The 25937-nt window shown below is 64.6% G+C and carries 26 protein-coding genes and 1 tRNA gene; 8 read left to right on the top strand and 19 right to left on the bottom strand.

Annotated elements, in window-relative coordinates; all coding sequences use genetic code 11:
- Positions 1-34: 34 nt before the first annotated feature.
- The 4 genes from H6935_00245 to H6935_00230 form a co-directional block, all read right to left on the bottom strand.
- Positions 35-1276 (bottom strand): amidohydrolase family protein, encoded by a 1242-nt coding sequence (locus H6935_00245; GenBank protein MCP5276778.1) that lies wholly within the window; start codon positions 1274-1276, stop codon positions 35-37.
- Entirely contained in the window at positions 1273-2460 is a 1188-nt protein-coding gene (gene lplT / locus H6935_00240; GenBank protein MCP5276777.1) for a lysophospholipid transporter LplT, read from the bottom strand. The genes H6935_00245 and lplT overlap by 4 nt, the downstream gene beginning before the upstream one ends.
- Before the next feature lie 342 nt (positions 2461-2802).
- Positions 2803-5004, bottom strand: a complete 2202-nt coding sequence (locus H6935_00235) for an AMP-binding protein (protein ID MCP5276776.1) — start codon at positions 5002-5004, stop codon at positions 2803-2805.
- A 51-nt stretch (positions 5005-5055) separates the two neighbouring features.
- Positions 5056-5664, bottom strand: coding sequence for a TetR/AcrR family transcriptional regulator (locus tag H6935_00230; protein MCP5276775.1), 609 nt, complete (start codon positions 5662-5664; stop codon positions 5056-5058).
- A 296-nt stretch (positions 5665-5960) separates the two neighbouring features.
- Between H6935_00230 and H6935_00225 the strand changes: the two genes are divergently transcribed.
- From H6935_00225 to H6935_00215, 3 genes are all read left to right on the top strand, one after another.
- Positions 5961-8000 carry a VWA domain-containing protein gene (locus H6935_00225; protein MCP5276774.1) on the top strand — a complete coding sequence of 680 codons (2040 nt, stop codon included), beginning with the start codon at positions 5961-5963 and terminating at the stop codon, positions 7998-8000.
- Positions 7997-8635, top strand: coding sequence for a rhombosortase (gene rrtA / locus H6935_00220; GenBank protein ID MCP5276773.1), 639 nt, complete (start codon positions 7997-7999; stop codon positions 8633-8635). Before H6935_00225 ends, rrtA begins: the two co-directional genes overlap by 4 nt.
- Before the next feature lie 127 nt (positions 8636-8762).
- Positions 8763-9614 (top strand): oxidoreductase, encoded by an 852-nt coding sequence (locus H6935_00215; GenBank protein ID MCP5276772.1) that lies wholly within the window; start codon positions 8763-8765, stop codon positions 9612-9614.
- Here H6935_00215 and H6935_00210 read toward each other — a convergent pair.
- From H6935_00210 to H6935_00200, 3 genes are all read right to left on the bottom strand, one after another.
- A complete protein-coding gene (locus H6935_00210) occupies positions 9605-10498 on the bottom strand; it encodes a DMT family transporter (GenBank protein ID MCP5276771.1) in 894 nt (297 codons plus the stop codon). The two genes, H6935_00215 and H6935_00210, sit on opposite strands and share 10 nt — an antisense overlap.
- A 373-nt stretch (positions 10499-10871) precedes the next feature.
- Positions 10872-11366, bottom strand: a complete 495-nt coding sequence (locus H6935_00205; protein ID MCP5276770.1) for a sel1 repeat family protein — start codon at positions 11364-11366, stop codon at positions 10872-10874.
- Positions 11367-11421: 55 nt separating this feature from the next.
- Complete coding sequence (locus H6935_00200) at positions 11422-12402, bottom strand: hypothetical protein (GenBank protein MCP5276769.1); 981 nt, start codon at positions 12400-12402, stop codon at positions 11422-11424.
- Between the two features lie 898 nt (positions 12403-13300).
- Between H6935_00200 and H6935_00195 the strand changes: the two genes are divergently transcribed.
- Entirely contained in the window at positions 13301-14314 is a 1014-nt protein-coding gene (locus H6935_00195; GenBank protein MCP5276768.1) for a FecR domain-containing protein, read from the top strand.
- Positions 14315-14378: 64 nt separating this feature from the next.
- Entirely contained in the window at positions 14379-14549 is a 171-nt protein-coding gene (locus H6935_00190) for a hypothetical protein (GenBank protein ID MCP5276767.1), read from the top strand.
- Between the two features lie 46 nt (positions 14550-14595).
- Here H6935_00190 and H6935_00185 read toward each other — a convergent pair whose 3' ends face one another.
- Together H6935_00185 and ilvA are read right to left on the bottom strand one after the other, a co-directional pair.
- Complete coding sequence (locus tag H6935_00185) at positions 14596-16044, bottom strand: hypothetical protein (protein MCP5276766.1); 1449 nt, start codon at positions 16042-16044, stop codon at positions 14596-14598.
- A gap of 36 nt (positions 16045-16080) precedes the next feature.
- The gene (ilvA, locus tag H6935_00180; protein MCP5276765.1) at positions 16081-17589 is read right to left on the bottom strand and encodes a threonine ammonia-lyase, biosynthetic; all 1509 of its coding nucleotides are present in this window, start codon (positions 17587-17589) and stop codon (positions 16081-16083) included.
- An 80-nt stretch (positions 17590-17669) separates the two neighbouring features.
- Between ilvA and rpiA the strand changes: the two genes are divergently transcribed.
- Entirely contained in the window at positions 17670-18326 is a 657-nt protein-coding gene (gene rpiA / locus H6935_00175) for a ribose-5-phosphate isomerase RpiA (GenBank protein ID MCP5276764.1), read from the top strand.
- Between the two features lie 4 nt (positions 18327-18330).
- Here the strand turns inward: rpiA and H6935_00170 are convergent, their stop codons facing one another.
- The 6 genes from H6935_00170 to rplM all read right to left on the bottom strand — a co-directional run bounded on the left by H6935_00170 (position 18331) and on the right by rplM (position 21892).
- The gene (locus tag H6935_00170; protein MCP5276763.1) at positions 18331-19182 is read right to left on the bottom strand and encodes a DNA ligase; all 852 of its coding nucleotides are present in this window, start codon (positions 19180-19182) and stop codon (positions 18331-18333) included.
- Positions 19154-19342, bottom strand: a complete 189-nt coding sequence (locus H6935_00165) for a DNA gyrase inhibitor YacG (protein ID MCP5276762.1) — start codon at positions 19340-19342, stop codon at positions 19154-19156. Before H6935_00165 ends, H6935_00170 begins: the two co-directional genes overlap by 29 nt.
- A 64-nt stretch (positions 19343-19406) precedes the next feature.
- Positions 19407-19754: an iron-sulfur cluster insertion protein ErpA gene (erpA, locus tag H6935_00160; GenBank protein MCP5276761.1), complete on the bottom strand. Its 348-nt coding sequence runs from the start codon at positions 19752-19754 to the stop codon at positions 19407-19409.
- A gap of 189 nt (positions 19755-19943) precedes the next feature.
- Positions 19944-20972 (bottom strand): N-acetyl-gamma-glutamyl-phosphate reductase, encoded by a 1029-nt coding sequence (locus tag H6935_00155; GenBank protein ID MCP5276760.1) that lies wholly within the window; start codon positions 20970-20972, stop codon positions 19944-19946.
- An 89-nt stretch (positions 20973-21061) separates the two neighbouring features.
- On the bottom strand, positions 21062-21454 hold the full coding sequence (rpsI, locus tag H6935_00150) for a 30S ribosomal protein S9 (protein ID MCP5276759.1): 393 nt from the start codon (positions 21452-21454) through the stop codon (positions 21062-21064).
- Between the two features lie 9 nt (positions 21455-21463).
- Entirely contained in the window at positions 21464-21892 is a 429-nt protein-coding gene (gene rplM / locus H6935_00145; GenBank protein ID MCP5276758.1) for a 50S ribosomal protein L13, read from the bottom strand.
- A gap of 110 nt (positions 21893-22002) precedes the next feature.
- Between rplM and H6935_00140 the strand changes: the two genes are divergently transcribed.
- On the top strand, positions 22003-22752 hold the full coding sequence (locus tag H6935_00140) for a YdcF family protein (GenBank protein ID MCP5276757.1): 750 nt from the start codon (positions 22003-22005) through the stop codon (positions 22750-22752).
- Positions 22753-22765: 13 nt separating this feature from the next.
- Entirely contained in the window at positions 22766-23182 is a 417-nt protein-coding gene (locus tag H6935_00135) for an OsmC family protein (GenBank protein ID MCP5276756.1), read from the top strand.
- On the opposite strand, the gene H6935_00130 is transcribed toward H6935_00135, so the two are convergent.
- The 4 genes from H6935_00130 to H6935_00115 form a co-directional block, all read right to left on the bottom strand.
- Complete coding sequence (locus H6935_00130) at positions 23183-23533, bottom strand: STAS/SEC14 domain-containing protein (protein ID MCP5276755.1); 351 nt, start codon at positions 23531-23533, stop codon at positions 23183-23185.
- On the bottom strand, positions 23530-24378 hold the full coding sequence (locus H6935_00125; protein ID MCP5276754.1) for a DMT family transporter: 849 nt from the start codon (positions 24376-24378) through the stop codon (positions 23530-23532). The genes H6935_00130 and H6935_00125 overlap by 4 nt, the downstream gene beginning before the upstream one ends.
- A 38-nt stretch (positions 24379-24416) precedes the next feature.
- Entirely contained in the window at positions 24417-25667 is a 1251-nt protein-coding gene (rmuC, locus tag H6935_00120) for a DNA recombination protein RmuC (GenBank protein MCP5276753.1), read from the bottom strand.
- A 160-nt stretch (positions 25668-25827) separates the two neighbouring features.
- Positions 25828-25923 (bottom strand) — tRNA-Sec (locus H6935_00115).
- Between the last annotated feature and the right edge of the window lie 14 nt (positions 25924-25937).

Below are 25937 nucleotides of genomic sequence, written 5' to 3'. Positions count from 1 at the left end.
GGATTGTACCGGCTGGGGCCCGGGTTCTTCCCGGTCAGTGCAACGGAATCGATGCCGTTGGCTCAAGGTGCCGCCGTGACTCGAACACGCCATCGGCAATCGCCTTGCCCTGCCAGCGCAGCCGGCGCTTGAGGGCGATATCGAACAGCAGGGGATTGTGGCGGCGCACGGCGATGAGCAGCGGGATGTCGCCTTCCGCCAGGTAGCCGTCCGCCGCCAGCTTGTGCAGGGAGAACAGGGGCATGACGCCGGGCAGCGGGTAGTCGGTGCCGTTGAGCAGGCGGTGGTGCCAGTCGTCCCGCTCAATGACGGTACGCAGGGGGACACCGGCCCGGTTGATCTGGGTGATGGCGGAGATGTCCGCCAGCAGCAGGCCTTCATGGGCCCGTTCGTCCATCATGCGCGCGAACAGTTCGAAGGACGTGCGTGTAGGCCCATTCGCGCCCTGATCGGTATCCGTGTAGCGGCCCATGGAAGCGCAGTGGGCGACGATGACCCGCACGCACCGCTCCAGAGCCCGGCGCAGGCGCAGCGGATTGCCGTAGTCCGGCCGGTTGCTGCCGTGCACGGCCCGTTCGCCCCCGGCATGGCTCAGCAGGGGCAGGCCGTGGCGGGCCAGGGCGTCATAGAAGCGGTCGCATTGGGGCGAGGCCGGGTCCATGCCCTGGGCCGGGGGCAGCCACTTGATGGCCCGGGCGCCGCCGGCCACGGCCTCCTCCAGGGCCTCCACGCAATCCTCCCGGTAGGGGTGGATGGAGGCGATCCACTCCAGGCGATGGGGATAGTCCCGAGCCAGGCGCTGGGCATAAGCGTTGGGGGTGACGAAGGCGGACAGGTCGCCGCGACGGCGGCCCTGTTCGTCGTGGCTGTCGTCGAAGGCCAGGAGCACGGTCTTGTAGCCCCGGGGCAGGCTGTCGTGGAGGGCCAGCAGGCGGGCCACGAAACGATCATCCACGCCCTCCCCTTCTTGTTCCCCCTCGTTGCTGCAACTGGCGTTGAGGAAAAAGACCCGCTGCAAGTAGGTCAGGGGCTTGAGGGGATTGGTCATGTCCCGGTGCAGTCTTATGCCCGAGTTGCTGTCCCCCACGCCGGTGAGGTGAGCGTGGCTGTCCCAGACCTGCTCCGCATCCAACCCATCCCAGATGCATTGCAGGCGCTCGTCCCGGGCCAGCGCGTCCGGCAAGGGCCCCAGGCAAGGATTCACGACGCCCGACTCGGGCCACAGGCCCCGGCGCAGCAGGGCCTTGTGCAGGACCTTGTGCACGCGGCCTATCATGCGGATTCCTTCAGGGCCTCGGGCAGGGGTTCCGGCCCCTTGGGCAGGTGCCAGGCCACCACGGCGGTGGCGATGATCACCAGCACCCCCAGGACAAGGACGCCCTGCACCGGATCGATGTGCCGGGTGAGTGCCAGGGAATAAATGCCGGTGCCCACCAGCATGGCCAGGTTCTCGAAGAAGTTCTGGATGGCCACCGCCCCGCCGGCGCCGATGCTGCGGTGGCCGATGTCCTGGAGGGTGGCGTTGATGGGCACCACGAAGATGCCCCCGGCCACGCCGATGCCCAGCAACACGAACTTGGCCAGCAGGGCATCGGTGGTGATGCCCAGGGCCAGGATGCCCAAGCCCATCAGATACGCCGCCAGGCGGGCCCGGCGCAGCTTCTCCATGGACACGATGCGGGGCGCCAGCACCGCCCCCACGGCGATGCCGATGGCGATGAACACGGTGAGATCGGCGATGTCGGCGGTGTTGTGGGTCATGAGCACCACCGGGGCCCAGGCCACCATCATCACCCGCAGCACCACCGCCGCCGACCAGAACACGGCAGAGCCCAGCATGGCAAAGCGGGCCCGGGCGGTGGTGAAGAAGCCTTCCATCATGGCCACGAAATGGCCCACCACGGGGCGCTCGTCCTTGGGCTTGGTGGGCGTCCGGGGCAGAAACAGGGCGGCGGCCAGGGAAGCCAGGTAGGCGGCCCCCACCAGGGCCAGGGCCATGCCGATGCTGTGGTCCGCCAGGTGGGCGCCGATGACAGCCCCCAGGACGATGGCCAGGATGGTGGAGCCCTCCACCAGGCCGTTGGCCTTCACCAGCAGGCCATGGCCCACCAGGTCCGGCAGGATGCCGTACTTGGCCGGGCCGTACACCGCCGCGCCGATGCCCACCACGCCGTAGGACAGCAACGGATCGACCCCCGCCAGCAACAGGGCCACCCCCGCCGCCTTGACGCCGTTGCCCCAGGCCAGCACCCGGTTCTTGGGGTGCTGGTCGGCGAAGCGTCCCACCCAGGGGGCCAGCACCACGAAGGCCACCAGGAAGGAGGCCTGGAGGGCGGAGCGGTACCAGTCATCGTAGCCCCCCGCCTGGGCGATCATGGCGAAGGCCGTGAACAGGATGGCGTTGTCGGCGAAGGCCGTGAGGAACTGGGCCAGCAGCAGGACGTAGACGGCGCGGTTCATACGGGCATCCTCGGCATGAATTCGGAATCAAAGGGACTGGCGGGGCATGGACCTGCTGTCCGCTCCCCCCTTTGGAAAAGGGGGGCTGGGGGGGATTTGTGGCGGGCTGCCGGGATCGGCAAGGCTCGAATCCCCCTCGATCCCCCTTTTGCAAAGGGGGAAGTGGGGCCGCTGATCGGGATGGCGAGGAAGCTCATGCAGGCGATGGGTGTGATGGCCAGGATGTTCATCCCGGATTATCCATTTGGGGGTAGGAGGCCCGCTCGCGGGCCGAACCCACGTTTCGCGCCGCAAGCGGCGCTCCTGCCTGGACCGCGAGGATGCTCATTGGATACTCCGGGTTCATTCTTCCTCCTCCGCCATCACTTCGCTCGCCATGTCCCCCACCTCTGCCACCACCGCCTCGGCCAGGGCCTTCACCCCCGTGTAGTCGATCTTGCCCGTGCCCAGCAGGGGCACCTGGCGCACCACCAGTATCCGCTTGGGCACGTTGAGCTCCGCCATGCCCGCCTGCCTGGCCTGCTGCTGGAGCATGGCCCGCCGGGCATCGGGCTGGTCCGTCACCAGCACCAGTTGTTCCCCCTTGGCCGGGTCCGGCAGGGACACCACGGCATGGAGCCGGTCCGGCCAGGCCTTGGCCGCCAACTCCTCCACGGCGGCCAGGGACACCATCTCGCCGCCGATCTTGGCGAAGCGCTTGGCCCGGCCCCGGATGCGGATGAAGCCCTCTTCGTCCATGCTGACGATGTCCCCCGTGTCGTACCAGCCCTTACCCATCTCCGATTCCGCCGGCACCAGCACGCCGGGGTTGGCGTGGAGCAGGTAACCCAGCATCACGTTGGGCCCCTGCACGAACAGGCGGCCCCCCTCCTCCACCCCGGGCACGGGCTGCAACTGGTGGCGTATGCCAGGCATGAGCCGGCCCACGCTGCCCACCACATGCTCCATGGGGGTGTTGGCGGACAGCACCGGCGCCGTCTCCGTGGCGCCGTAGCCTTCGAAGACGCGGATGCCGAACTTCTCCGCCCACACCCGGCGGGTCTCCTCCTGCAACTTCTCCGCCCCGGCGAACACGTAACGCACGGAGTAGAAGTCGTAGGGATGGGCGAAGCGGGCATAGCCCGCCAGGAAGGTGTTGGTGCCGAACAGCACCGTGGCGTTCACGTCGTAGGCCATCTCCGGCACGATGCGGTAGTGCAGGGGCGACGGGTAGAAGAAGGTCTTCATGCCGGAGAACAGGGGCAGCAGGGTGCCGGCGGTGAGGCCGAAGGAATGGAACAACGGCAGGGCGTTGAGGATGATGTCCTGGGCCGAGAAGGCCACCCGGGCCGCCAGTTGCTCCCGGTTGGCCAGCAGGTTGGCGTGGGACAGCACCACCCCCTTGGGCGTGCCTTCCGAGCCGGAGGTGAACAGCACCACCGCCGGACTGTCCGGGTCCAGGCTGCCGCCGTTGGCGCGGTGGAAATGGGCGGCAAAGCGGGCCTGGAGCCAGCCTTGCAACTTGTCCCCCAGGGTGATGCCTTCCGCCAGGTCTTCCAGGTACACCAGCTTCACCCGCTCCCCCAAGAGCTTGGCCGCGTCGCTGAGCTTGGCCGCCTCGAGGAAGCGGCGGGAGGTGATGACGGTGCTGATGCGGGCCGTCTCGCAGGCGGACACCATGCCGCCGGCCCCCACGGTGTAATTGAGCATGGCCGGGATGCGGCCGTGGGCGTGGAGCCCCAGGAAGGCCGCCACGGTGCTGACCATGCTGGGCAGCAGCAGGCCCACGTATTCCCCCTGCTTCGCATGCTTTGAGAGGGCCGTGCCCAACACGAAGGCGGCGGCGATGAGCTTGTCGTAGCTCAGGGGCCGGCGCTGGATGTCCTCCACCACCTTATGGCCGCCGCCGTGGACCTGGCGGGCATCCAGCAAAGCCTGGAACAGGGTGCGGCGGTAGTTGCCCGTGGCGAACATCATCTCCGTCATGATGTCCGCCAGGGCCCGGCCCGCGGCCTTGCGCCGGGCCCGGCCCCGCACCTCAGCATTCGGGGTGATGCGGCGGGGCGCCAGCACCGTCAGGGTGATGGGGGGGAACCAGCGCAGGCGCACCCGGCCCCGCAGCTTGGAGAAGGGCGTGTACTGGGCGCCGTCGATGCGCACCGGCACAATCACCGCCTCCGACTTGTCCGCCACCAGGCCGGTGCCGTCGTAGATCTTCATCAGGGCGCCGGTGACGGTGATGCGGCCTTCCGGAAAGATCACCGCCCGGTTGTCCTGTTGCAGGTAGCGGATCAGGGACTTGGCCGACAGGGGGTTGGTGGGGTCCATGGGGAAGATTTGCGCCAGGGCCAGGAAGGGCTTGAACAGGGGGCTCTGGGCGATGAAGGTGTTCACCGCGAAGGTGAGCCTGCCCGGCAGGAAGGCCAGCAGCAGCACCGCGTCCAGGAAGGAGGTGTGGTTGGCGACGATGAGCACCCGCTTGCCCGCCCCCTCCAGGTTTTCCAGGCCTTTCACCTCCACCTTGTACAAGGCCTTCAATACCCAGCGCAGCATCCCTTTCAGCAGTTCCATGCGTGTTCTCCGATTGCTTGTTTATGTGGTTTCTTGTCTGGCTGCTCAGGCCTGGAAGCCCTGCAGGAAATTGTCGATGAGCATCCGGGCCATCTCCCCGGCGCTCTGCCCCCCCACCAGGTCCATGCGGTGGCGGATCTTCAGGGTGCAGATGCCGTGCACCGCCGCCCACAGCACCCGGGCCGCCTGCTGGATTTCCAGTTCCGTGCGGTGGTCGGCCAGAGGCTTCAGGGCCGCCTCCGCCAGGCCGAACACCCGGCTCAGCTTCACCAGATACCAGTCCGGTAGCTCGTTGCCCTGCTCCGCCACGTACTCGAACAGCATGTTCCAGCGGGGCGTCTCCGTCTCCGCGTAGGCGATGTAGGCATCGGCGATGGCCAGGAGGCTGTCCCGGGCATCGGCCTCCTTCGCTCCCCTTACCTGCCTAGCCCGCAGCCATTCATAAAGGGCATCCAGGGTGCGGCCGTTCACCTGCAGCACCAGGTCGTCCAGGTTCTCGAACACCAGGTACAGGGTGCCCACGGTGTAGTCGATGGCCGTGGCCACCTTGCGGGCCGACAGGCCCTTGTAGCCCTCCGCCGCGACGATGGCCTCGGCGGCGTTGAGGGCCATCTGGCGGATTTCCTCCCGGCTGTGGTCGCTGCGTCGGGCCATGGTGGTCTCCTGCAATACGTTTCGAATTGGAGGCCAGTGTAAATAAATATTGAACATTGTTCAATTGCTTGCTATAAATTTATTGAACGTTGTTCAGTTAATCCACGAAAGCAACCGGACAACGCTCCCACCCGCCTCTCGCGGGTTTTTTCGGAACATTAATTGAACACTGTTTTATAAAGGAGAAGCCCATGAAACCGACCCGAGACGAATGGACACGAAACCTATGGACCCACCAACCCATGGCCTGGTGGCTGCGAGCCAGCTTGAAGGCTGGCATCTGGCTGAGCGCCCTGATGACCGTGGCCTATGGCCTGCTGGTGGGCGGCATGGCCCAGGCGGCGGGCCTGCTCACCCCCAGCGACGGCAGCCTGCCGCCTCTGCAACTGAAAGAGCAGCACGTGAAGGTGGTCATTGAGGACGGCTATGCCGTCACCACCGTGGAGCAGGTGTTCCACAACCCCCACCCCCGGGACCTGGAAGCCATCTACGCCTTCCCCGTGCCGGAACATGGCGCCGTGGGCGAGTTCACCCTGTGGATCGACGGCAAGCCGGTGACCGGCGAGGTGCTGGAAAAACAGGAAGCCCGCAAGGTCTATGAGGAGGAGAAAAAGGCCGGCCGGGATGCTGGTCTAACCGAGAAGGACAGCCACAAGACCTTCAACATCAGCGTCTCCCCCGTGCGGGCCGGCCAGGACACCCGCACCCGCCTGGTGTACTACCAGACCGCCGGCGTGGACACGGGCATCGGCCGCTACGTCTATCCCCTGGAGGAAGGCGGCGTGGATGAACAGAAGCTGGCCTTCTGGACCGCCGACACCCGGGTCATGTCCCATTTCACTTTCGACCTGCACCTGAAGTCCGGTTATCCGGTGGACGCCATCCGCCTGCCCAACAACCTCCAGGCCCAGGTGAGCCAGGCGGGTCACGGCGAGTGGAAGGTGCATATCGACAACCGGGGCAACAACCAAGGCGCCGGCACGCAGATTCAGGAAGAAGGCACCACGACACCCGCCTTCAATCCTCAACTGCCCGCCAACGCCGCCTTCAGCCTGGACAAGGACGTGGTGGTGTACTGGCGCCTCCAGCCCGGCCTGCCCGGCAGCGTGGACCTGGTGGCCTACAAGCCCGACGCGGCAAAGCGCGGCACCTTCCTGCTCACGGTGACCCCGGGCGACGACCTGAAGCCCATCACCGAAGGCAGCGACTGGGTGTTCGTGCTGGATGTATCCGGTTCCATGCAGGGCAAGTACGCCACCCTGGCGGACGGCGTGCAGCGGGCACTGGGCAAGCTGCGCCCCAACGACCGCTTCCGCATCGTGCTGTTCAACGACCGCTCCCGGGAACTCACCAACGGCTACGTGAACGCCACCGCCGAAGCGGTGAAGCAGTACAGCAATGAGGTGGCGAACATCCAGCCCGACAACGGCACCAACCTGTACGCCGGCCTGGAACTGGGCATGGACAGCCTGGAAGCCGACCGCACCAGCGCCATCGTGCTGGTGACCGACGGCGTGGCCAACGTGGGCGAGACGGCCCAGCGCAAGTTCATCGACCTCATCAAGCGCAAGGACACCCGCCTGTTCACCTTCATCATGGGCAACAGTGCCAACCGGCCCCTGCTGGAAGCCATGACCAAGGCCTCCGGCGGCTTCGCCGTGGGCATCTCCAACAGTGACGACATCGTCGGCCAGTTGCTCACCACCGTCAGCAAGGTGAGCCACCAGGCCCTGCACGGGGTGGAGGTGAAGATCGGCGGCGTGAAGGTGGCGGACCTGACGTCCCGGCAGATCGGCAGCCTCTATCGCGGCCAGCAACTGGTGCTCCTGGGCCACTACTGGGGCAACGGCATGGCCCAGGTGGAACTCACCGGCCGCATCTCCGGCCAGCCCAAGACCTACCGCACGAGTTTCCCTTTCCCCGCCCAGACGAAGGCCAACCCGGAGCTGGAACGCCTGTGGGCCTATGCCAGCATCGAGGACATGCAGGCGGAGATGGCGGACTTCGGTGAGCAAGCCGATTTGAAGCGCGCCGCCACGGACCTGGCCCTGGAGTACGGCCTGGTCACCGACCACACCTCCATGATCGTGCTGCGGGAAGAGCAGTTCGCCGCCCGGGGCATCAAGCGCAGCAACCGGGACCGGGTGGCCCTGGAAGAGGCCGCCAGGCAGCAGCGCGCCCAGAGCGGCCCCGTCTCCCGCCGGGTGGATGCCCAGCAGCCCATGTACACCAGCAGCCAGGCCAGCCACAGCGGCAGCGGCGCCCTGGACGGCTGGACCCTGTTGCTGTTGCTGCCCCTGGTGTGGCTGATGCGGCGACCCCGCGTGGCGGCATGAGCCTCAGCCAATGTGCTGAAAGCCGGGGCGTCTACGGATTGCCCTGGCTCACCGGGCTGCTGGTGCTGACGGCGGTGGGGTTGTCGCTGGCTTTCGGCCCGGCTCCCCCGGCCCTGGTGTTCGACCGCGCCGCCATCGCCCAGGGTGAATGGTGGCGCCTGGTTACCGGCCATCTGCTGCACAGCGACGGCGAACACGCCCTGTGGGACATCACCGCCCTGGCCCTCATCGGCTGGGTCATGGAACGGCATGGCCGGTGGCCCATGATTCTCGCGGCAGCGGCGGGCATGGCCGCCGTGGATGCGGGCCTGTGGTGGTGGCTGCCCGGGCTGGAGCGCTACTGCGGCCTGTCGGGCATGCTGAACACCTTGTTCATCATCGCCCTCGCAAATCTGTGGGAGGAACACCGGCATCCCGTCATCCCTTTGGTCGTGCTGGGACTGGCCGCCAAACTGGCCATTGAAATCACTGTCCGGCAATCCCTGTTCGTCCACACCCCATGGTCCAGCGTGCCGGAAGCCCATGTCGCCGGATGCATTGGGGCGATCATCTTCCTTGGCGTGGAGCGGCTTTTCCTCCGACCCAGAAATATTGGAGGCCATGAAGCCCAAACCACCCAACCGGCCAATTATTGAAATATCCAATACTTTGCATTCGATGACTTGCTAATAACCAACACTTCTCCCAGGCGATAATCGGACGCGCTTATCTCTTGAATGCCACCAACCAACCGTTGGCTTCACCACACAACAGGATTGAGCCATGTCCCAAACACCCGACATCACCAACACCTTCCAGGCCACCGTCGCCTCCTCCACCCGCATCACGCCAGACTCCACCGCCGAGGTGCGCCAGATCGTCCTGCGGCTGGGCGAGCCGGCCTACTACTTTCCGGAAGGCCAGAACATCGGCGTGCTGGTGCCCGGTCCCCACGAATTCGGCAACAAGGCCCACCACCGCTACTACACCATCGCCGCCTCCCGGGAGACGGATGGGGGCTGCGAACTGGAAATCCTGGTGCGGCGCTGCTTCTACATCGACGAGGTGTCCGGCGAGGAATACCCGGGTGCCGCCTCCAACTACCTGTGCGACGCCCTGCCGGACCAGGAGATCACCCTCACCGGACCCTACCGCGGCACCTTCACCGTGCCGGCGGACAAGACCAGCAACCTGCTCATGCTGGGCACCGGCACGGGCATCGCCCCCTTCCGCGCCTTCCTGCGCCGGGTCTACGAGACTGAAAAGGACTGGCAGGGCAAGGTGCGCCTGTTCTACGGCGCCCGTACCGGCACCGACCTGCTCTACATGAACGACCAGAACAACGACCTGGCCAACTACTACGACCAGGCCACCTTCCAGGCGGTGCAGTCCGTCAGCAAGGGCCTCCTCAGTGACGAAGGCGACGCCCTGGGCCAGGGTGTGGAAGCCCATGCCGCCGAAATCTGGCAACTGGTTCAGGACCCCAAGACCCATGTCTACCTGGCGGGCATGGAGAAGATCGTGGACAAGTTCGACGCCACCATGGCCAAGGCCGCCGGCTCGGCGGACGCCTGGGAAGCCGCCAAACAGCAGCTACAGACAGAGAAACGCTGGTCCCAGCTGATCTACCAGTGAGCCTCACGGGCTGTGAGCCGTGCCAGTGTTTCCCACTGGTGCAGGGTCAGGCCTAGGGCAATCAGCGCCGCTCCCAGCCACACCCGCACCGGTACCACCTCGCCATTCAGCACGATGCCCAGCACCAGGGCCAGCACCGGCGTGACCAGGGTGATGAGGGCCACCCGTCCCGTGTCCATGTGCTTGATGATGTAGTAGTAAAGGGCGAAGCCCAGCACCGAGCCGAACACCCCCAGGTAGACGATGGCCGCCCCGGCCCGTACCGGCACGGTCTCGGGCACGCCGCCATCCGCCAAGGCCCACACCAGCAGGAACAGGGGCATGGACACGGCCAGTGCCCCGGTGGTGATGGCCAGGGGCGGGCTGTCGTCGCCGATGCGCTTGATCCACACCAGGCTGGCGGAATAGATGAACACCGCCAGCAGCAGGGCCGCCATGCCATTCAAGGCCTCAGGCCCGCCCAGGCCGCTCTCCGCCAGGAAGACGATGGCCAGCCCGGCCAGGCCCAGCACCATGCCCGCCACCTTGGCCGGAACCAGGGCCCGCTCCTTCAACACCAGCGCTGCCATAAGGCTGGTCATGAGGGGCGCCAGGCCGAACAGCACGGACACCAGGCCGGAGGTGATGAACTGGGACCCCCAGTAGGTGAGGCTCATGGCGCCGAACAGGCCCAGGCCGCCGGCCAGGTAGGTCTGGCGGGCCTTGCCGTGCATGGGGAAGCCCACGCGCCAGATCGTCACGATCAGCGCGGCCAGCACCACGCCGATGGCCATGCGGGCCAGGACGGCGAAGGCGAAGCCGGTCCCCAGGGCGCTCCATTTGATGGCCAGGGGCGTGGTGGACCAGATGGCGATGACGGTGAGATAGGCGATGGGCACGGACATGATGGTTCCTTGTTCAGGGTGCTCCGCCGGCTAGGCGGATGGGATGTGGGGGCAACAGGGTGGGTACGCCACAATTGCGTAGGCCGGGGACAGGGGCATGGGTCGGTACAGGGTAGGGTTCATGTCGGGCTCCTGGGTACGAAACGAAGGTTGAAAACAAAAAGGCCGCGGACTTTACGGGTCCGCGGCCTTCGAGGTGTTGCTGACTTTCGGTCAGTTCATCGCTTGCTCATCCAACACACTTCCGCCACGGGCCCACAGGCCATACGCTCAGCGCACGGCAGAGGACTTTCTTGGGTAGGGGCATAGGGTGAAGTTTCATGGAACAGATTCTTGAAGGGGTTACGAGCGCCTGTCAATGAGCAAAAGGAAATCAGCGTCCCATTTTGGCCAGCCACTCCTTGCCGAACTCTTTTGCCTGGGCGATCTGATCAGCTTGCAGTTCCTTGTCCAGGCTGTTGAGCATGTCCCCGGCCAGGTTGTGGCCGCCCTGCTTGGCCAGGTCGAACCAGGCATAGGCCCGGATTGGGTCCTTCTGCACGCTGATACCCCGCTTGTACATGTCGGCCAGGGCGAAATAGGCGTCGGTGATGCCCTGCTTTGCAGCATTCATGTACCAGTCGTAGGCCGCGTCCACGTCGGGTGTGACGCCCTGGCCCTGCTCGGTCATGATGCCCATCATGTACTGAGACAAGCCATGGCCCTGTTCTGCATAGGTCTTGAACAGGCCAATGGCTTTGGGATAGTCCACGCAACTGTAGGCCTGGAGGGCCTTGTCGTAGCCTTCATGGGCCAGTGTGGGGAAGGATGCGAACAAGGGGGCGGACAGGAACAAGGCGACAGCCGTGGCGCGTATGGTGTTATTCATGGTCTTCCTCCATTTGGAACTGGTAATTCTGTACTGTGAAGATTTATCGAGCAAGTCACACCATGTCGGATTCGTCGGGGTTGAGCTCGATGTAGCCGGTGGAAAGAACCTCCTCCCGGGTAGGGCTCATGGCCTGGCTGCGCTTCAACAGGGCCTCCACCCGGCAGGCATGGATCAAGCGCTCATCCACGGCATCCGGGTAAAGATGGAACAGTTGCTCCACCGTTTCCGCCTGCTGCCGGGCTTGTGCTTCCAGTCGGTAGCGAACCTCGACGGGCCAACCGGGCAATAGCAGCAGACAAGGGGCCTGCCAGGCATGAAAGTCTGCGATCAATTGCCGGTGCTCTGTGTCGTGACCGCCGTCCCTGAGGAAAAAGGCCGGAAACTCCGCGGCACCCCAGGTCCGCTCCGCCCACGAAGCAGGCAGGTTGACACCTGCCACAGCCCGGCCGGCACCATCGGGGTCACGCTGAAGCCAGGCTGCTGCGGGTTCACGCCCTGCCAGCCGGTTGACATAGCGGCCGAGGTACTCGGCAGGTTCGTCGTGACCGGAGATTGGGAAAACAGACTTCGTTGCGTGCCCAGGACGCCACACCAGGGGCAGGTTCCTTTCGATTTCTTCCGGCAACAGCACGCTGGCCAGCAAGGCCAACAAGGCACCATCCGGGTCCAGCAGCCACAATTCGTAGCAATCCCGGAAGGGAAACACCGGCTGGTCGTGGACTTGGGTCAGAGCCTCGTAGACCACTGCGCCCAAGCGCTCCATGCGGCGGAAATCCTCTGAGGGGTACAAGGGGCCTCGCTTGAGGCCCTTTTCGGCCGACCAGCGTCCGAAGCGGATATCGGAGACCAGCACCGGGTGGCTACGGTCCAGGCCTTCCAGCAACTCGTCGTTACGGACGTAAAGGTCCCAATGGGCGCCGTCGGTGGTCACCGCCTCGGCGGGGCCGTAGCGGATGACCCGCTGCACGCCGCGGAAGGGGTTGAGCAGGCGTTGGGAATAGCACTCGAGTTCCATGGGGTTCAGTGTAGCCAATGGCACTGCCATCCCATCTGGCTACCTGTTAGCAGCATGGATTATCGGTAATTCGTCGTCCCCATCAGACAACCACTAAGTCAGTGTCCGGCTCATCTAGCCAACCAGATGTTTTTGTACGAATATGTACTTCATAAACCCATCAACAACAGGAGCCGGCCATGAAAGCCCCCGCATGGATTGCCGTCGCAGCTGTTCCCGCTCTTCTCCTCGCATTGGCGGTTCCGTCCATTGCGGGAGATCCAGACGCGATTCGAAGATCCATATTCGGGGATGAAAACCAGTCCCGTCTGGAAAATGAACGACTGCAGCGCGAGCACAACGAACGATTGAACCGGGCCATGCGACAAATGGAGCAGATGGACAGGGGTTCTTCCGGTAAGACGTATTACTTGGGAGGTTGCGACGTCAAACCCAACGACCCTTCCTGCATGCTCGACAAGGAAAGGGCCGACGAGGGTCGCAGCCCGCCACCTCAGCAGCGTCCCACTTACGACCCTTATGCCTCCAAGCCCTACCCTCCGGCTAGAAGCAGGGGCGATTGCGAGCCCAGTGGCCTGTTTGGCGCCCCTCCCCAGGACTGCATCAATCCCAACAACCGTCCGGTGCCGAAGCCGGCGCGGTGGGTGGGCGAGGGACCATGCCGACGGGATGCATCCATAAGCTCGCAGCATGTTGACAGCGAGATCAACTGGGGGGCGTGTGGATCTTATTCCACCCGGGTTGCCGACAAGGAATGTGGCGACCCACGTTCCGTGCCCTGGCGCCAACAAGCTCAGGTTGAGGACTGTCGGATGCGGGTCATTAGTCGGGTAAGGGGTTGGAAGAAATGATTAAGAATGGGATATTCAAGGACATGTCCTCGGACCAGGCCGGTATTCAGGCTATGAGAAAGCTCATGCCAGCCTTGCGACACGTGCTCGTCGCGACATGCCTGTTGCTGGGGGTGCCCGTTGCATGCGCCGCGCCTCCCGCCAACGCCACGGAATATGTCACCCAGGTTCTGCGCAATGTGGAGGACCTGGAAAGGGCGTGGCGCTTTGCGTCCCTGATGGCCGAGATGGAATCCATCGACCGGTCGATTCAGCAAGGGGCATGCAAACATTCGCTGGACGCCCTCAGTGCCGCACGCAATCCCGCGGACAAGCGCATGGCATTCCAGGGTTTCGAGCGCTGCTTCGATGCCGCCCTGCAACGCAAACCCGCAAGTGTAGCCTTGCGTGAAATGGGGGCCACAAGCTACAGAGGCCTGGACGCGGCTTACCGGAAGGTCCTCAAGGAGGAATTCAACGGCAAGCGCATCGATTTCACCGCCAAGGGCGCCGACCTGGAACGAGAGATCAATCACTACCTGGGCCACCAGGGGGGCTACGCCGCCATCCTGGTCAGCGTGTTCAAGGATGTCCAGGTAAAGAAAGGCGGAAGCGGCGAGTGGTTGAGCGCCAGGCAGGGCGATCTGCTCAATGCGACCGACCTGGCCAGGACCGGAGACTCAAGCCGTGCCCGCATCGAATTCATGGATCGCTTCCAGTCCATCAATTCCGGCCCGACGGTGATAAATGTCGGCATCAACTCGACCATCAATCTGGCTGAATTCAAGATCGACCTGAGAAACCAGCAACGACACAAGGGCCTCGTGGATTTGCTCAAGGGGGCGATCCGCGTGTTCTCAAAAGGCTGGGGCGGCCGGGCCGCCTTCTCGGTCAGGACCGGCACCTCTCTGTGCGGCATCCGTGGCACCGACATCGAGATCCACTACGACCCGGATGAGGACCGCACCTACTACAAGCTCTACGAGGGGGTGGTGGAAATCAGTACGCCCTACGAGAGATTCACCCTGCGGGCAGGCTCGTCCGTGACGGTCACGCGCGGCGTGCGCAGCGAGATCATGCCCATCGCGCCGCCGAGTTGATCGCCGTACCGGCTTCGCCATCCAGGCACGCTCCCTGTCCGGGTGGATTCCGGCCGTTTGGGCCATGCTCGCCATCCCTTTCTGGCGGTGGCTGAGTAAGCAAGACGACGCCAAGCGCATCGAGGCCCTGATGGCCCACGGGGCCGCCTCCATGGTGCTCGGTCTGGCCCTGTTTTTCATCTATGGGCTGGCGGGCATCCTTCCCATCCTGAAAATCGGGTCCACCCTGGGCTGAGCCCGTATTACTCAGGCAGGGAACCACTTTAATCCGGGTTGAGGCACTAATGCCCGCGTGAACCTGCGGGCTCGACGCAGTCTATGGCCAGGGGCTCGATCTGCCTGAGCAGGTGACGTGCCGCCGCCTCGCGTTCAAACATGTCCAGTGGGTCGGAAAAGTTGTTGCCACCCTCGAAACGCCGGCCGATCTGGACCCTTACGTCCTTCTTGCGGCTTTCGAAGACGTAGTTCCAGCCCATCATGTCATACGAGTTCCAGTCCCTGGAGCAATACGGTACGGGACTCAGCGTGGCTGGGTCGGCAGCGGCCCCTGTCCACAATACATGGATGTCAAATATCTGCTTGCCCACCCGACCATAACGGCACCATGTCTTGAAGGCGGGCTGCCTGCCCTGTTCCCGCAGGATCTTGCCGGGTGAATAATCAGCACCATCCTGGTCCGCGAAGGGGTGCCGCTTCACTTGATGCGCCGGCATGAGCGGGTATTGTGTTTCCGGACAGGTGACGAAGCCCTCCTGCGGCGACCCACTCACGGGGGACGAGGGCGCTGGCCCCGGCTTCAGCGCCACCCATTCGGGCACGCATGCGGCCTGCGTCTTGATGAAGATCTCGTCGATACGCTTCTTCTCCGGCTCGTACCCGCCCTCCTTTTGAAACGCGCGGAAGTATTTCCCGCCGTGCTCCGCCGCGTAGGCAGTCAGGGCCTGTCCGCCACCCCCCACGGCATCCAGGGTGTAAAGCGCGAAGATGTGGTACCACGGCCCCATCTTGTCAGGAATGCGCGTTGGGTCCCCACGCAGGCTCTTCAGGGGACGGACGACGCGGTTGTGGTGCTCAAGGCTGCGCACGGCATTCTCGAAGTCCTTTCTGTATTCCCGGTACGCCCTGCGCGTGGAAGGCCTGTCTGGATTGATCGTCTTCAGGCGCAGATATTCCTTGCGCGACTGCTGGCTGATCTCAACGGCTTCCCTGCCCAGCTTGGTCGTCTCCTTCAGGACCGAATGTGCTGTCAGCACCGCGAGGCGGTAGTCGTTTCCCGTGATCTCCAAGGCAAATCGCAGGATGTCTTCCGGCTCGAGACTGTGCGGCGTCGACGCAGCGATGCGATTGAACAGACGGTCCTCGTAAGGCTGCGAGACACGTGCGTAAACGTTCGTGCGGCTACGTGCGGGCACCAGATCCGTGGCCACCAGGAGGAACAACTGGGAACCGGGATAGGCCAGCAACCGGTCCTTCAGCCCCTCTCCCGGAAAGGCCCTTTCGGACCAGGGCCTGGCCTGATCCGCCTGCCAGCTCTGGTGCCGGGCGTCCGCCGACGCCTGGCAGGCATTGTCCGCCCAACGTTGCAGACGCTCCTCCCATGCGGCTGGCGCGGACAGGGGATCGAGCGTGCCACGGAAGGTCCTCGCCTCTTCCGTATCCAGAATGGAAGTTCCCGCCGAGGCAATCCCGGCCAACGAGCACAACACGCAGCCAACCAGGAGGCGTTTCATTTGCATGGCAGGCTCTCGCGTCGGATCTGGACTTGCTCAGGCCAGGAACAGCTTGTACGCCGGGTTGCGGCTTTCGTTCCAGTAGCGGTAGCCCAGGCCGTCAAGGAATTGCTGGAACTCCGCCTTGTCCTTGGGCGGCACCTGGATGCCCACCAGCACCCGGCCGTAGTCGGCGCCGTGGTTGCGGTAGTGGAACAGGCTGATGTTCCAGGCGTGGCTCATGCTATTGAGGAAGCGCATGAGGGCACCGGGGCGCTCAGGGAACTCGAAGCGATACAGTACTTCGTGCTCCGCCTGGGGCGCACGGCCGCCCACCAGGTGGCGGATGTGCAGCTTGGCCATCTCGTTGTCGGACAGGTCCAGCACCGGCAGTTCGTGCTTTTTCAGGGCCTCGATGAGCTTGTCCACCTCGGGCCGGTTCTGCACCTGGATGCCCACGTAGACATGGGCCAGGGCGGGATCGTCGAAACGGTAGTTGAACTCGGTGATGACCCGGCCGCCGATGAGGGAGCAGAACTTCTTGAAGCTGCCCGGCTTCTCCGGGATGGAGACGGCCAGCACTGCCTCCCGCTTCTCGCCCAGTTCCGCCCTTTCCGCCACGAAGCGTAGCCGGTCGAAGTTCATGTTGGCGCCGGAGGCGATGGCCACTAGGTTCTTGTTCTTCGCTTTCTCCCGGGCAGCCCACACCTTTAGTCCCGCCACGCCCAGGGCGCCGGCGGGCTCCAGGATGGAGCGGGTGTCCTCGAACACGTCCTTGATGGCGGCGCAGATGGCGTCATTGCTGACACGGATCACCTCGTCCACGTACTGCTGGCAAAGGCGGAAGGTCTCCTCCCCCACCTGCTTCACGGCCACGCCGTCGGCGAAGATGCCCACCTGGGGCAGGACGATGCGTTCCTTCTTGCACAGGGAGCGGGCCATGGCGTCCGCGTCCTCCGGCTCCACGCCGATGATCCTGATCTCCGGCCGCAGGCGCTTGAGATAGACGGCAATGCCGGCGATTAGGCCGCCGCCGCCCACGGGCACGAATACGGCATCGATAGGGGCCCGGGACTGGCGCATGAGTTCCATGCCGATGGTGCCCTGGCCGGCGATGACCTCCGGGTCGTCGTACGGGTGCACGAAGACCATCTTCGCTTTCTTGGCTATGCCCTTCGCATGGTGGTAGGCATCGTCGTAGGAGTCGCCGAACAGCACCACGTCGGCGCCCCGCTTGGCCACTGCGTCCACCTTGATCTGGGGCGTGGTGGCGGGCATCACGATGATGGCCTGGCAGCCCAGCACCTGGGCGGCGAGAGCCACGCCCTGGGCGTGGTTGCCGGCGCTGGCTGCCACCACGCCCCGCTTGAGCTGGGTCTTGGTAAGGCCGGCCATTTTGTTGTAGGCGCCACGGAGCTTGAAAGAGAACACTGGCTGCATGTCCTCCCGCTTGAGCAGGACCCGGTTGCCCACGCGACGGGACAGGTTGGAGGCCTCGTCCAGGGGGGTTTCGTGGGCCACGTCGTAGACGCGGGCCAGGAGGATGCGCTCAAGATAGTCGGTCATCGCGGTGCGGTTTGAACAGGCAAGAGAAGGCCGTTATTCTCACGGGGTTAACCCCAAACGACCAAGAGAAAACCATCATGATGAGCCAAGACGAAATGAAGCAAGCCACGGCCCGTGCCGCCCTCGAATACGTTCCCGCCGGCATCATCGGCGTGGGCACCGGCTCCACCGCCAACTTCTTCATCGACGCCCTGGCGGACATCAAGGGCAGGATCGACGGCGCCGTGGCCTCTTCCGTGGCCACCGCCGAGCGGCTGAAGAAGCACGGCATCAACGTCATTGACCTGAACGAGGCGGGCGAGATGGAAGTCTACGTGGACGGCGCCGACGAAATCACCCGCCACATGGCCATGATCAAGGGCGGTGGCGGCGCCCTGACCCGGGAGAAGATCGTGGCCGCCTGCGCCAAGAAGTTCGTCTGCATCGCCGACCAGAGCAAGCTGGTGGACGTGCTGGGCAAGTTTCCCCTGCCGGTGGAGGTCATCCACATGGCCCGTTCCTATGTGGCCCGGCAACTGGTGAAGATGGGCGGCAACCCGGTATTGCGCGCCGGCTTCACCACCGACAACGGCAACGTCATCCTGGACGTGCACGGCATGAGCATCCTGGACCCGGTGGCCATGGAGGCCGAGATCAACCAGCTCGTGGGTGTTGTCACCGTGGGCCTGTTCGCCCGCCGGGGCGCCGACGTGTTCCTGATGGGCACGCCGGACGGAGTCCAGACCCTCGCCCGCTGAAGCTTTAGAACGCCTCCCTGACCCGCAGGAAGGTGGCGAAACGCGGCAGACCCGTGGAGCTGAAGCCCCGGTAACGGTAGGTGACGGTAGCCCCCACGGGCGGCGGGTTTGCCCGCTGGGCATCGCTGAAACCGGAGCCGAGTCGCAGGCGCCGGCCATCCGGCAACCGCACCAGCAGCGAACCCAGTTTCCCCTTGTATTTGCCCTGGCCCGGCAGGTGGGCGAGCACGACGGCCTCCGCATCCTCTAAGGGCTTGAGCTTGAGCATGTCGTCGCTGCGACCCGAGCGGTAAAGGGCATCGGCCCGGTGCAGCATGAGGCCCTCGCCATCCGCCTTCACCACGGCATCCAGCTTGCGTTGCAGTGCGGCGGCGTCGGCAACACGGAACTGCTCCACCATGCGCAGGTGGGGCAGCCCCGCCCGGGCCACCAATTGCGCCATGGCCTCGATGCGTTCACTGAAAGTACCCGGTGCGTCAGGCAGTTCGAACATCATGTACTTCACTTCCCGCCATTCCATGTCATCCGGCTCGACCTTGCGCACAATGCCGGACAGGCGGTCGAACCGGCCCCGACCGATCCACAGTTCGCCATCCAGCTTTTGCGCCGGCAGCCCATGGGTAAACCAGGCAGGCGCGTGGATGGGGTTGCCGCTACGGAAACGCAACTGCGCGCCATCCCACATGGCGCGCACGCCATCCAGTTTTTCGCTGACCCAGTATGGGGTGGGATCGATGCCCTGGCGGTAGGACTCCGCATGGGCCAGGGCCGGGGGCTCGTCCGCCCACGCCAGCGGGGCGGCAAGCAGCAGCCCCAGCAGGAACAGGCTACTGGCCCAGGGTTTCGTCCGGGCCATCCACTTCATGCACGGGCACCTTGTATTTCTCGGTCGCCCATTCGCCCAGATCGATGAGCTTGCAGCGTTCGCTGCAAAAGGGTTTCCACTTGTTCTCGGGCAACCAGGCCACGTCTTTCCCGCAGGTAGGGCAGACAACTACGGTCGGCTTCTTGGACATCAAATTACTCCATGCTCCAAACGAAAAAGGCGGCTTGCGCCGCCTTCGACTGTCTTCGCCGGGTTCAGACGGAGAAGGAGGAGCCGCAGCCGCAGGTGGACTGGGCGTTGGGGTTCTTGATGACGAACTGGGCGCCTTCCAGGCCCTCGGTGTAATCGATCTCGGCACCCATCATGTACTGCATGCTCATGGGGTCGATGAGCAGGGTCACACCGTTCTTCTGCATGACCATGTCGTCTTCGTTGGTCACTTCGTCAAAGGTGAAACCGTACTGGAAGCCAGAGCAGCCGCCGCCGGTGACAAACACGCGCAACTTCAGTTCGGGATTGCCTTCCTCCTCGATCAGGGCCTTCACTTTGTTGGCAGCGCTGTCGGTGAAGTTGAAAGGGGACATTTCGGTGGTGGCGTTCATAAGGATGCTCCTGTGTATGGGGATATGCGACTTCAAGCCGTTCGCTGTACCGCCCCCAAGAACGGCTTGGCCCCCGAGGGGGGGCGGCCGGGAGGTATTTCCCGGGACCGGGGTTCAGCATGCTTTGCGCATAAGTAAGGCCATTTTCCGGATGGACAAGCCTCTCGTCAATCAAAGACCCAAGTCTTATCAAGGGGATACGGGTACCTGGGTAAGCCCCAGGTTCTCGGAGAAGCCGAACAGGATGTTCATGTTCTGCACCGCCTGTCCCGCCGCGCCCTTCACCAGGTTATCGATCACCGACAGCACCACCACGGTGTCGCCGCCCTGGGGCCGGTGCACGGCGATGCGGCACAGGTTGGAGGCCCGCACGGAACGGGTCTCCGGATGGGACTTGGCGGGCAGCACGTCGACGAAGTACTCGTCGGCGTAGCGCTGCTCGAACAGGGCCTGCAGGTCCACGTCCTGGGTGAGCCGGGCATACAGGGTGGCGTGGATGCCCCGGATCAGGGGGGTGAGGTGGGGCACGAAGGTCAGGCCCACGTCATGGCCTGCCATGCGCGCCAGGCCCTGGCGGATCTCCGGCTGATGCCGATGGCCCGGCACGGCGTAGGCCTTGAAGTTGTCGCTGGCCTCGGGAAACAGGGTATGCACCTCCGCCTTGCGCCCGGCACCGGACACGCCGGACTTGCAGTCCGCCACCATCCACGAGGTGTCGATCACACCGGCCTCCACCAGGGGCAGGAAACCCAACTGCGCGGCGGTGGGGTAGCAGCCGGGGTTGGCGATGATACGGGCGCCTTTGATCTTGTCCCGGTTGATCTCCGGCAGGCCGTACACCGCCTCGGCCACCAGGTCCGGGCAGGCGTGCTCCATGCCGTACCACTTGGACCAAACGTCGATGTCCTGGATGCGGAAGTCGGCGGCCAGGTCGATGACCTTGACGCCGGCGTCCAGCAATTCGCGGGTCTGCTGCATGGCCACGCCGTTTGGGGTGGCGAAGAACACCACATCACAATCCTTCAGGGCGGCATCTTCGGGGGTTGAGAAGGCCAGGCCCACGCGGCCACGCAGGGAGGGGAACATGTCCGTCACGGGCATGCCCGCTTCCTTGCGGGAGGTGATGGCAGTGAGTTCCGCTTCCGGGTGCTGACACAGCAGACGCAACAGTTCCACGCCCGTGTAGCCGGTACCGCCGACGATGCCTACCTTGATCATGCTGTCACTCCTTTGAAATGTGGTGCTTGAAAAGAAAAAGCCGCCCGGAGGCGGCTCTTTCGCTGCGTTGCTTACATCCAAGGCATGGATTAGCGCTTGGAGAACTGCTTGCGACGGCGCGCCTTGTGCAAACCGACCTTCTTGCGCTCGACTTCGCGGGCGTCGCGAGTCACCAGGCCGGCGCGCTTCAGGTCAGGCTTCAGGGCAGCGTCGTACTCGATCAGGGCGCGGGTGATGCCATGGCGCACGGCGCCGGCCTGGCCGGATTCGCCACCGCCGCTCACGTTCACCATGATGTCGAAGGTATCCTTACGCTCGGTCAGCACCAGGGGCTGGCGCACGATCATGCGGCCGGTTTCCCGGGCAAAGTACTCGTCCACGGGCTTGCCGTTGACGACGATGTTGCCGGAGCCGGCCTTGAGGAAAACGCGGGCCACGGAGCTCTTGCGGCGGCCGGTTCCATAATAGTAGTTGCCGATCATGCTTGTTCCTTAGATTTCCAGGGTCTGGGGCTGCTGGGCGGTGTGAGGATGCTCGGCACCGGCATAGACCTTCAGCTTCTTGATCATGGCGTAGCCAAGGGGGCCCTTGGGCAGCATGCCTTTGACAGCCTTCTCCAGGGCGCGGCCCGGGAAGCGTGCCTGCATCTTGTCGAAGTTGGTCTCATAGATGCCGCCGGGGTAGCCGGAGTGGCGGAAATACTTCTTGTCTTCGCCCTTGTTGCCGGTCACTTTCAGCTTCTCAACGTTCACCACGACGATGTAGTCGCCGGTGTCCACGTGGGGGGTATAGATGGCCTTGTGCTTGCCGCGCAGACGGCGGGCGATCTCGGAGGCCAGACGGCCCAGCACCTTGTCGGTGCCGTCCACCACGTACCAGCCGTGCTGGACCTCGTGGGGCTTGGCGGAAAAGGTTTTCATGTCGTGTTCCAAATAGGGGGACTACGGAAAGCGCGTGATTTTATGGTTTTGTTCGGGCTTGTGTCAAACCGGACTTTCCCCTGGATGGGTGTGGCCGTGATAATCCCGCCATGGATGCGTCCTGGCTGATCACCAACCTCTTTGCCGCCTTCCTGCTGCCGCCCCTGAACCTGGCCATCTCGGGCGTGGCGGGCCTGATGCTGCTGAAACGCAAGCCCCGCTGGGGCAAGGGTCTCCTTTTTGTCAGCCTGGGGGGAATCTGGCTGCTGTCCACTCCCATCGTCGCGGGCAAATTCCTGGACAGCCTGGCCCCCGACCCGGTCAAGCTGACGGGCCGGGAAGCGGATGCCATCGTCATCCTGGGGGGCGGCCGCATCAGGAACTCCGTGGAATACGGCGGCGACACGGTCAAGTCCTACACGCTGGAGCGATTGCGCTATGGCGCCCGCCTGGCACGGCAATTCCACAAACCCGTCCTGGTGACGGGGGGCGCGCCTGAAGGGATTGGCGCGGCCGAAGGGCGGATCATGCGCTCAGTGCTGGCAGAGGAATTCCGAACCCCCGTTCGCTGGGTGGAGGACCGCTCCCGGAATACCCGGGAAAACGCCCGCTTCTCCGCGGCCATCCTGCACGAGGCCGGCATCCGTCGCATCTACCTGGTGACCCACGGCTGGCACCTGGCCCGGGCCATGCCGGAATTCCGCCAGGCCGGCTTCCAGGTTGTCCCCGCCGGCATCGGCTACAAGCTGGACGGCAATGTGGAATTATTCGACTTCATCCCCAATGCCCAGGCATTGCTGAACAGCCACCTGGCCAGCCATGAATGGATCGGCCGGGCTTGGTATCAACTGCGAAAATGAAAGGAATACTGCAATGAAGACCCGCGTGAAATGGGTGGAAGGCGTTTGTTTCATGGCCGAATCCGGCAGCGGCCATGCCGTGGTCATGGACGGCGCCCCGGACATCGGCGGCAAGAACCTGGGCCCCCGGCCCATGGAAATGCTACTCATGGGGGCCGGCGGTTGCACCTCGGTGGACGTGATCATGATCCTGCAGAAGAGCCGCCAGGACGTGGTGGACTGCCAGGTGGAAATCGAGGCGGACCGGGCCGAAGACCACCCCAAGGTGTTCACCAGTATCCACATGCACTTCACGGTGAAAGGCCGGGGCCTGAAGCCCGAGGTTGTGGACCGGGCCATCAAGCTTTCGGCGGAGAAATACTGCTCCGCCAGCATCATCCTGGGCAAGACGGCCCGGATGACCCACGACTTCGAGATCGTGGAAGTCTGATTACCCCTCGGCCTGGAGCCACTCCATGGCCAGGCCGGGGTCGTCGAACACCCGCACCTCGCCGTCCACGATGAGGCGGTTGAGCCAGGCGATCCACACCATCCACTCGTCATTGGTCACCACGGCGATCCTGCGGAAGTCGTAGCGGTGATCCCGGGTGAATTTCAACTCCTCCCAGGCCACGTCCAGGGTGTAACCAATCATGTCGCGCAGGTCCAGGAGCAGGTTCACGCCTCCCTGGAACTGCAGGTTGTAGAGCACGGACTGTTCAAAGTCCTTGTAGTCCGCCAGGGTGAACTCCCCCATGACAGAGACGCTGACCAGATTGCCTTGCACCGCGGTGGTGATCATTTCCTGTCCCCCAAGCTGAGTTGCGCCGCCCAGATGCCGGCCGCCACGATCACGGCCATGCCGAACCAGGCATTGATGGGCATATTCTCTTCGAAAAACCAGGTCTCCAGTAAGGCGCTGAACACCACAGTGCTGAACGCGAAACTGGCCACCAGAGCCGTATGGCCGGTACGGTAGGCACGGGTCATGGCCAGTTGGCCCATGGTGGCCAGCAGGCCCAGCAGCATCAGCCAGGGCAGATTCTCCACATGCAGGTCATGCCAGCCCGTGGCCGTGGCCAGGGCCCCCGCCCCAACCACGCAGACGGCGGAGAACCAGAACACGGTACGCCACTCGGGCTCGTGCAGGCGGCCCAGCTTGCGCACATGGATGTAGGCAAAAGCCGCCATCACTCCGGAGAACAGGCCGACGAGCCCCGCCTCCAGGTCCCCTGCCGGCGCATCCCAGGGGTGCAGCAGCAGGGACACCCCCAGGAACCCCAGGGCCACGGAGACATACTGCAGCAGGCTGGGCTGCTCCTTGAGCTGCCAGGGCATGAGCAGGGCGAGAAACAGGGGCGAGGCGTAGTTGAGGGTCACGGCCATGGACATGGGCAGGTGCACCAGGGCATGGAAGAAGGTGGCCAGGGCCAGGAAGCCCACCAGGCCTCGGCGCAGATGCAGTCCCAGATGCTCGCCCGTGAGCACGCCCACTCCCGCAAGGTGGTGGCGCCCCAGCATGGGCACGGCGATGAGCAGAAAGGCGAACACCGATCGGTAAAACACCAGTTCCACGCCGGTGAACCAGTGGGCGGACTGCTTCACCACCCCGCTCATGAGGGCGAAGCACAGGCCGGCCACCAGCATCCAGGCGGAACCCAAGGTCGCTATTCCCTGGACGGCGCTCAGTCAGGGGTCTCGGCGGGCAGGCGGGGCACGGCCTCCACCAGGGGCGGCTGGCTCAGCTCCTTGTCCGCGTCGGCCGCCTGGAGGTCCCGGAACTTGCGGGCGGAGACCAGCACCCTGGATTCCAGGGACGCCACGGCCTTGTTGTAGGACTCGGTGGCCTGGCCCAGGTTCTTGCCCACGCTGGTCCAGTGCGCTGCCAGCACCGCCAGGCGGTCGTGGAGTTCCTTGCCCAGGGCCGAGATCTGACGGGCGTTGTCCGCCAGGGCCTCCTGGCGCCAGCCGTAGTACACCGCCTTGAGCAGGGCCAGCAGGGTGGTGGGGGTGGCCAGGATCACCTTCCTGTCGCTGGCGAATTCGATGAGCTCCGGGTCTTCCTGGAGGGCGGCGCTGAAGAAGGCCTCTCCGGGCAGGAACAGCACCACGAACTCCGGGGCAGGCTGGAACTGGTCCCAATAGGTCTTGGCCGCCAGCTGCTGCACATGGTTGCGCACATGCTGGGTGAAGCGCGCCAGGGCCTTGTGGCGGGCCTCCTCGTGGTCCGCCTCCACCGCCTCCAGGTAGGCGGACACCGGGGCCTTGGAATCCAGCACCACCGTCTTGCCGCCGGGCAGGCGCACCACCATGTCGGGCCGGCGCCGGTCCTCCGTGGCCTCCTGCTCGAAGAAGTCGCAGTGGTCCTGCATGCCCGCCATCTCCACCACCCGGCGCAACTGAACCTCGCCCCAGCGGCCCCGCACCTCGGGACGGCGCAGTGCGGAGACCAGGCGGCCAGTCTCGCTGCGCAAATCCTGCTGGGCTGTGAGCAGGCCCTTCACCTGCTCGGTCAAAGTGGCGTAGGCCCCTGTCCGGCTCTTCTCCATCTCCTGCTGCTGGGCCGTGAGCTTCTCCAGTGACTCGGCCAGGGGCTTTACCAGGCCTTCCACCGCCTGCTGGCGCGCGGCCAGTTCCCCCTTGGCGTTTTCCTGGAAGGCGGCCAGGTTCTGCTTGGCCAGGTCCAGGAAGGCCTGGTTGTTGCTCCTCAGGGCCTGGGCGGACAGGGCGTTGAAGGCGTCCGCCAGCTTCTGCTCCGCCTTCTCCAGCAGGGCCAACTTCTCCGCCTCGGCCCGCTCGGTTTGCGCCAATTGCGTGGCCACCCCCGACAGTTCCGCCTCCAGGCCGGCCACCCGGGCCAGCCAGCGGCCCCGCTGCCAGAACAGGATCAACAACCCCACCACCAAGCCCGCCAGGGCAGCCAACGCCAGTTCCATGCACTCTCTCCCAAGGACGGACGCATGATACCGCCTGGCCGGACCACCGGATTGACCCCGAACCGCTCACTGAAATGCCCATGGCCATCCGCCAAGGCGTGCCTTCCCTGGCCCGGCGTGACGGGGGCGATGCGGTACGAGAGGGGTTGTTGCGTGGAGATGGCGGAAGAGAGCAGGAGTCGAACCTACCAGGGACCGCCTGGCGGCCCCTCCCGGTTTTGAAGACCGGGCGCCCCACCGGGGAACGATCTCTTCCAATATAGGGGGGGA

Origin of the sequence: Thiobacillus sp., from assembly GCA_024235835.1 — a bacterium.
In the GTDB taxonomy this organism is placed as follows: Bacteria; Pseudomonadota; Gammaproteobacteria; order Burkholderiales; family Thiobacillaceae; genus PFJX01.
Note: the sequence above shows the minus strand (reverse complement) of the source record. Positions and strands in the feature narration are given on the sequence as shown.